Annotated in this window: 5 protein-coding genes and 1 pseudogene; 1 reads left to right on the plus strand and 5 read right to left on the minus strand. The window is 41.2% G+C overall.

What is annotated here, in order from left to right:
- Window positions 1–48 precede the first annotated feature (48 nt).
- The 4 genes and pseudogenes from C3Z13_RS07845 to potA form a co-directional block, all read right to left on the minus strand.
- Window positions 49–1,139, minus strand: a pseudogene (locus C3Z13_RS07845) (extracellular solute-binding protein).
- Between the two features lie 137 nt (window positions 1,140–1,276).
- Window positions 1,277–2,044 (minus strand): spermidine/putrescine ABC transporter permease PotC, encoded by a 768-nt coding sequence (potC, locus tag C3Z13_RS07850; protein WP_103852687.1) that lies wholly within the window; start codon window positions 2,042–2,044, stop codon window positions 1,277–1,279.
- Window positions 2,044–2,904, minus strand: coding sequence for a spermidine/putrescine ABC transporter permease PotB (potB, locus tag C3Z13_RS07855; protein ID WP_103855555.1), 861 nt, complete (start codon window positions 2,902–2,904; stop codon window positions 2,044–2,046). Before potB ends, potC begins: the two co-directional genes overlap by 1 nt.
- Window positions 2,891–4,006 carry a spermidine/putrescine ABC transporter ATP-binding protein PotA gene (gene potA, locus C3Z13_RS07860; RefSeq protein ID WP_103852693.1) on the minus strand — a complete coding sequence of 372 codons (1,116 nt, stop codon included), beginning with the start codon at window positions 4,004–4,006 and terminating at the stop codon, window positions 2,891–2,893. The genes potB and potA overlap by 14 nt, the downstream gene beginning before the upstream one ends.
- Before the next feature lie 208 nt (window positions 4,007–4,214).
- Here potA and pepT point away from each other — a divergent pair, with 208 nt between their 5' ends.
- Entirely contained in the window at window positions 4,215–5,465 is a 1,251-nt protein-coding gene (gene pepT, locus C3Z13_RS07865; RefSeq protein WP_103855556.1) for a peptidase T, read from the plus strand.
- Here the strand turns inward: pepT and glnE are convergent.
- Window positions 5,462–8,210 (minus strand): bifunctional [glutamate--ammonia ligase]-adenylyl-L-tyrosine phosphorylase/[glutamate--ammonia-ligase] adenylyltransferase (glnE, locus tag C3Z13_RS07870; RefSeq protein ID WP_103855557.1); only part of this gene is annotated, 2,749 nt, incomplete at its 5' end. The two genes, pepT and glnE, sit on opposite strands and share 4 nt — an antisense overlap.

The raw sequence follows: 8,210 nt of genomic DNA on the forward strand, positions 1-8,210 counted from the left end.
AATAAGTTTTTGAATATAGGAAAAAATAAACCTCGCATTTAGCGAGGTTTATTTGTGCAAGAAATTATTTCGCTGCTTTAATTTTTGGTAATACTCTTCATAGTACTGAACAGCATCGCCAACGTCATCTTGCCAGTAGCTGCTCTGTAACACTTCTTGTGTTGGGTAGATAGCAGGATCTTTAGTAATTTCATCTGGAAGTAATTTTAACGCTTCAACATTTGATGTTGGGTAGCCAATTTCTTCTGTTAATTTCGCTGCTGTTTTCGCACCTAACATATAGTTAATAAGTTTGTGCGCGCCATCTGGATTTTTCGCTGTTGCAGGAATTGCAAGGGTATCAACCCAAAGCACAGGGCCTTCTTTCGGGAATACCATATCTAAAGGTGCATTTTCTTTTTCGCAATACGCACAGAACCATTCCATAATTGACCCACGTTCACTTCACCTGAGATGAATGAGTTAGCTGGGTTGTCAGAGTTGAAAGAAAGCACGTTTGGACGTAATTTTAATAACTCTTCGTAAGCTTGTTTGATGATTGCTGGATCTTGAGTATTTGGATCTTGACCTAATTTTAATAGGGCAATGTTGAACACTTCACGCGCGTCATCAAGTAATTGTACTTTACCTGCAAATTCAGGTTTCCATAAATCGCCCCAAGAGGTGAAGTCAGAACCTTTGTAATCATTGGTGTTATAGGCAATACCCGGCGCACCTAATAATTGTGGTAAAGAATATTTGTTGCCTTTATCGTAAGGTTTGTCTAACCAATCTGGGTTTAATTCTTTGATAACAGGTAATTTGCTGTGATCTAATGGCATTAACATACCTTCACGTGCCATTTTTGACACAAAGTAGTTTGAAGGTGCGATAACATCGTAACCGCCGGCTTCACCTTGTGTTTTTAATTTCGCGTACATTGTTTCGTTAGATTCAAGGCTTGAAACAATGACTTTGATGCCAGTTTCTTTGGTAAATTCGTCTAATAAACCATCTGGAACATATTCTGTCCAAGTGTAAAGATATACGGTATCGTTAGCTGGTGCTTTGGTGTCCGCATTCTTTGTTTCTTTATCATTACAAGCTGTTAAAGTAACTGCGATCATTCCGGCTGTGAAAAGACCTGCAAATTTTTTCATTTCTATCATTCTCCTGTTAAGAGGGTTAGGGGCATATTTTGTTTTGGCAAAATATGAATAAAAAAACGCCTTGACAGCGTCAAGGCGTATTCTATTTTGTCTATGCTTATTTGTGAAGTATTATTTTCCCATTTGGGCTATTTATCTTTTTTCGCCACAACTTGGCTTAATACCACTAAAGCAAGAGAGAAAATAATCATAATGGTGGCTAGGGCGTTAACTTCAGGCGTTACCCCTGTTTTTACCAATGAGAAAATTTTCAGTGGTAAAATTTCGTAGCTTACGCCACTTACGAAAGAAGACACCACTACATCATCAAGAGAGATAGTAAAGCTTAATAACCAGCCTGAAACAATGGCAGGAAGTGCCAGTGGCAAAATAATTTTACGCAAAATGGTTACTTCACTTGCGCCTAAATCTTTCGCTGCTTCAAGCATTTTTGCGTCAAATCCTTTCAAGCGAGAGAACACGCTTACTACAACATAAGGCAGACAGAAAGTGATATGCGCTAAAAGCAATGACCAAAATCCGAGTGAGATACCAACGATCATAAATAAGGCAAGCAAAGACACTGCCATTACAATATCCGGCGACATCATTACGATAAACAACATTCCGCTCACCGCCTGTTTACCGCGGAAACGATAGCGATACAAGGCGATCGCCGTTAAGCCACCCAAAATAGTGGAAAAAGTGGCCGCAAAAAAGGCGATAGTTACAGAGTGGAACGCGGCTTGAATTAGGGTATCATTGTTAAATAAACGCTCATACCAATTCCAGCTAAAGCCTTTCCAGCTTAATCCGTAGCGATCTGCATTAAACGAATTGGTCACCAAAATGATAATTGGGATATACAAATAAGCGTACACCACCAACATAAAAACATTACGTAGTAAACGGCTCATTATTCCAACTCCATTTTCTTATTCATTAATTTACTTGCTTTGTAATATACAAAAATGAGTAACGCCATCAAAATAGTCAAACCAATGCTAATCGCTGATCCAAATGGCCAGTTGCGAGAAATTAAGAATTCACTCTTGATTACATTACCCACAAGCAATACTTTCGCACCGCCGAGTAAGTCCGCCACATAGAACATTCCCATTGCAGGTAATAACACTAATAAACAGCCTGCAATAATGCCTGGCATTGTGAGTGGAATAATCACTTTAACAAAGCGTTGGAAACTGTTCGCGCCTAAATCTTTCGCTGCTTCTAATAAGCGGTAATCTAACTTTTCAATGGCTGCATACAATGGCAAAATCATAAATGGCAATAATAGATAGACTAAACCAATAATCACCGCCGCTTCCGTATTAAGAATACGAATTGGTTCATTAATAATGCCAAGGGTAAGCAAGGTGCTGTTTAAAATCCCTTTTACACCAAGGAAAATTTTCATTCCGTAAATACGAATTAATGAGTTCGTCCAGAATGGCAATACCACTAAAAAGAGCAAAATCGGGCGATATTTTTCCTTAATTTTGCTAATCATAAAGGCAAAAGGGTAGCCAATGATTAAACAAATAATGGTCGCAATGCCCGACATATAAAGAGAATTCCACACCACTTGCGCATACAGCGGTTCAAATAAACGCGTGTAGTTCTCAATGGTAAATGGTAAGGCATAAAAATCACTGCTATCACGGGTTAAAAAACTCACCGCAAGCACCAATAAGTTTGGCGCAAGCACAAAGAAAATTAACCACGCAAAAATGGTGGTAATGGTGATTTTTTGAAATCCAGAATTAGCTGTCTTCATCGTCTAACACAACCTCCCAGCCTTCGTGCCAAGTTAGGGCAACTTTTTGTCCTACGGAGTGATCAATGTGCGGATCATCTTCATTGAAGAATTCGCTAACTAACACTTTCATATTGTTATGATCAAGAATAATGCTAGATTCCAACGTCATACCTTTATAGTTACGATCAGAAACGTGTCCGATAATGGCCTTGGATTGCTCATTTTCGTCTAATTCTTCAATCACAATATCTTCAGGGCGTAAAAGCACTTTCAAATGCTGATCAGGTTGAACTGGTAAATCCGTATAGATCTCACAAATACGGCCTTCCACGTTGGCTTTTACGGTTTTTTCGCTCACGCGCTCAATCACTTTAGCGTTGAAAACATTAATTTCGCCAATGAAACGCGCCACGAATAAATTCTTCGGCTCTTCGTAAATTTCGCGTGGTGTACCATCTTGCTCAATATTCCCTTTGTTCATCACGATAATACGATCAGACATTGTTAAAGCTTCTTCTTGATCGTGGGTAACGAAAATAAAGGTAATGCCTAATTGACGTTGCAAGGCTTTCAGTTCATTTTGCATTTCTTTACGCAATTTATAATCCAATGCGGAAAGCGATTCGTCTAATAACAACACTTTTGGCTTATTTACCACCGCTCTTGCAATGGCAATACGTTGTTGCTGACCACCAGAAAGCTGATTAGGCTTGCGATCCGCCATTTCTTCTAAACGAACCATACGCAAGGCTTCCATTACGCGCGGTTTAATTTCCGCATTTGGCACTTTCTGCATACGCAAACCGAAAGCCACGTTTTCAAAAATCGTCATATGCGGGAACAGGGCATAACTTTGGAATACCGTATTCACAAAACGGCGTTCTGCTGGCACATCAGTAATATCCTGACCGTCCAGAATAATTTTACCGCCGTTAGGATCTTCTAATCCTGCAATCAAGCGTAACACCGTGGTTTTACCACAGCCTGATGGCCCTAAAATTGTCAAAAATTCGCCATTGTTAATGGTAAGATTTAAACCATTAATAATCGTTTTGTCGCCATAAGATTTGGTTAAAGAACGAAGCTCAATAATCGGCTTGGTTTGAACTGAATTTTCCACTAGCTTTGGTTTTCTCCCTAAGAAAATTGGTTGAACAATCAATGTATAGAAATAAGTGCTAATGATATAGCGAACGCCCCATAATGAAAAGCAATTAATCATATTTTGACTAAAAAAATTGCGTTGAATTTTGTTATATATCAATACCTCAAGTTAAGCGTCTAGTTAGAATAAAACGCAACGATTTTTTGCAAACGAAAAGATGATTATGGAAAACAGCACACAATATCAAGAAGGATTATTAGAACGTTTTTTGAACTATGTGAGTTTTGACACGCAAGGGAAATTTAATACCAAGCCTATTCCTAGCTCCACTGGGCAGGCAAAGTTGGCTAAATTTCTGCAACAAGAGCTTTCTGCACTCGGTTTGCAACAAATTGAATTAACGAAACAAGGTATTCTCACCGCATTTTTGCCTTCCAATGTTAGCGCTAAAATGCCGACCATTGGCTTTATTAGCCAGCTTGATACTTCACCACAATGTAGCAGCAAACACGCCTTGCCTGAAGTGATTGAAAATTATCGTGGCGGTGATATTTCTCTTGGCATAGGGGAAGAATTTATCAGCCCGGTATATCACCCATTTTTGCAAAAATTGATTGGAAAAACTTTAGTGGTTGGTGACGGAAAAACTTTGTTAGGGGCAGATAACAAAGCAGGAATAGCAGAAATTCTGACCGCACTTCATATTTTGCAGCAAAATCATCTTTCCCATTGCAACATTCGCCTTGCCTTTGTGCCAGACAAAGAAACTGGGCAGGGAATGAAACATTTTCCTTTTGAGAAATTTACTTGTGATTGGGCATATTGCCTTGCTGGAGAGGGTGTGGGCAGTTTGGGTTATGAAAATGTTAATGTCGCCACCGCTACTGTAACCCTTTATGGACGCAATATTCAAGCTGGCGTAGGCAAAGACAAAATGCGTAATGCGCTCACTTTAGCTTGTGAATTTCAAAAGGGGCTACCAGCGCAAGAAGTGCCAGAGAAAACAGAGCGTAAGCAGGGATTTTTCCATTTAGAAAGTCTAACGGGCGACATTGAGAAAGTGGAAATGCGCTACTTAATTTGTGATTTTGATGCGGTGAGTTTTGAACAGCGTAAAGCATTTTTGGCAATGATGATTGTGGATTTTAATCGCAAAAAACGTTTAAGAAAAAAAGCACAGTTAAGCATTGAAGATCAATATGGCAATATGGGCGAAGTTATCAAACAGCAACCAAAATCTATTCAGCTTGCCGATTTAGCAATGAAACAATGTGATATTGAGCCAATTCTCACCCCAATTCGCTCAGGTTATCTCGGTGCGAAATTGGCAGAAAAACAGATTCCTTGTCCAATGTTATTTACTGGCGGCTATAATTTTCATAGCAAGCAAGAATTGACCACCCTTGAAGGAATGTGGGACGCCACAAGGGTGATCGTGAAAATTGTTGAGTTAGCCAATAAAATGCGTAGCTAATCAAACAACGTCCGCCAAATTTCTTCAATGAATTGGCGTTCAGATTGAAATTCTACTTGGCTAACCACAACAGGCAAGCCAAGTAAATTTAGCTGATGAATGCGGTTGCGCAGGCTGGTGTAGGCATTTTTTAATTGCTCAGAAATTTCAAAATTTAGCACCGCACTTGTATTTTCTTCACTTTGGTGTTCCGTACTTTGGTTTTCCGTATTAGGAATTTCCGCCATTGACTCAAAAATCCGCACGTTATCCGACCAAGTGGTTAAGCTCGGGTATTTCGGCGCATAAGTCAGCACTAAATATTGGGCGATAAATTCAATATCTGTAATGCCGCCTTTATCGGTTTTAATGTTAAATTCATCAGGATTGCTATTGGCGAGATGTTGATACATTTTCTCGCGCATTGCTTTCACATCTTCCTTGAGTTGCTCAAGATCCCGTGGTGCAGTCAGCACCTTGTGGCGAATTTGCTCAAAGCGTTGGCGCAAGGCAGGCTCGCCATAAACCGCACGGCTGCGCACCAAGGCTTGTTTTTCCCAGGTCCAAGCTTCATTCAGCTGATAATTTTCAAAAGCACTCAATGAACAGCCAAGCAATCCCGCATCACCTGAAGGGCGTAGGCGAATATCCACTTCGTAAAGAATGCCCGCATTCGTATTCATACTAAAAATGCTGATGACTTTTTGAGCAAGCTTGAGATAAAACTGATTGCTATCAATCACTTTTCTGCCGCCTTGGGTTTGCCCGGTTTGGCTGCCGTCAAACAAGAACACCAAATCCAAATCAGATTTATAGCCCAACTCAAGCCCGCCCAATTTACCATAGCCAACAACCAAAAAGCCTTTTTCATTCGGAGCGAGAAACTCTGGCACGCCAAAACGTGCGGAAACCTGTTGCCACGCTAAATTCACCACCGCATTAATAATGGCTTCCGCTAAATAGGTGAGATGATCACTCACTTTCATTACAGGCAACGCTCCCAAAATGTCGGCAGCCGCTACGCGCAACAAGGTGCTTTGCTTAAATTGACGTAGGGCATCAATAAATTGTTCTTCATCATCTTGCGGTAAACGGAGCAGATATTGCTTTAATTCGCTGCGATATTCGCTAAAATGGGTAGGATTAAGCAACGCGTTGCGATCTAGCAATTCATCAAGCAAAATCGGGTAGCGCGCCACTTGTTGCGCAATCAGTTGCGACTGCGAACACAGCTCAATGAGCTGATTTAGCACCTGTGGATTTTCTACTAATAATTCCAAATAGGTGGTGCGCGTGAGAATTTTGTCCACAATATCCAACATTCGTGGCAGCAAGGTTTCATAGGCCTGATGCTGGAAAATTTGTGTCAGCAACATTGGCATTAATTGCGCCAATACACCACGCCCCCTTGTGCCGATAGGACGGCGCGCTAGCTCGATGCGGAACTGAGCAAGGCGTTGTAAGAGCGGTGCATTTTCTTCCAGTTTTATGCCATTTTGTTGCAACATCTGTTGAATGTCTTCATCATTGAGATCCGTTTCTAAAAAATCGTCCCATTGGCTATTTTCTGGCGTGGACTTATCATTTTCTTCGCCAATTAATTGGGAAAAAACCGACCGCACTTTGTGTTGGTGAGATTGCAATAACGCATAAAAATCTGCCCAGCTGGTGAGATGGTTTTCCACAATGATTGGTTGTTTTTCATTGTTCCATTGAAGGTAATGTTGTACCGCAAAAATCAGGCGTTGGCGATCCAGTTCTTTTTCTGGCAAAAGTTGCGTTTGCTTATCATCAATGGCTTGCAGCACGTTTTCCACACGGCGTAAAAACACATAGGCTTGTTGCAAATCTTGTTTTTCATTTGGGCTAAGCAGGCCTAATTTTTCTAATTCTGGTAAGAGATTAAGCAGAGAATGCTGCTGCAATTTGATTTCACGACCACCACGAATCAGCTGGAAAACTTGCACGATAAATTCAATTTCACGAATCCCCCCTGCGCTAAGTTTAATGTTATCCACTAAACCGCGGCGGCGCACTTCTCGCTCAATTTTACCTTTCATTTCGCGTAACGCTTGAATCACACTGAAGTCAATATAACGGCGATAAACAAAAGGGCGGAGCAAATTTTGCAAGTTTTTCACATTCGGATCTTGCGGATCAGCCCCCAAAATTCGCCCTTTGATCATCGCATAGCGTTCCCAATCGCGCCCTTGTTCTTGGTAATATTGCTCCATCGCGGTAAAGCTTAGCGCCAATGCACCGGCTTCCCCAAAAGGGCGTAGACGCATATCCGTGCGATACACAAAACCATCGGGCGTATATTGATCAAGGGCGTTGATAAGGCGCTGCCCAAGGCGAGTGAAAAACACGCTATTTTCAATGGAACGCCTTGCCCCTTGGGTTTCCCCATTGGCAGGGTAGGTGAAAATGAGATCAATATCAGACGAAAAATTGAGTTCAAATCCGCCTAATTTTCCCATTCCTAAAATATAAAGTTGTTGTGGGTCACCGTGCGCGTCCATTGGCGTTCCCATTTCTGCACAAGTGCGCTGATAAAGCCAATCGCGAGTAGCGATAATAATGGCTTCTGCCAGTTGAGAAAGGCGAACAAAAACCGCTTCTACGGTGGCGAGATTTAGGCTTTGACACAGGCTCAGTTTTGCCATTTCACGGTGGCGAAACAGACGCAGTTGGCGATACAGTTGGGCATCATCATTGATGCTTTCAAGCAAATCTTGCAAGGCTTGGCGATAATAGTCCTTATTT

Origin of the sequence: Avibacterium endocarditidis (assembly GCF_002921145.1) — a bacterium.
In the GTDB taxonomy this organism is placed as follows: domain Bacteria; phylum Pseudomonadota; class Gammaproteobacteria; order Enterobacterales; family Pasteurellaceae; genus Avibacterium; species Avibacterium endocarditidis.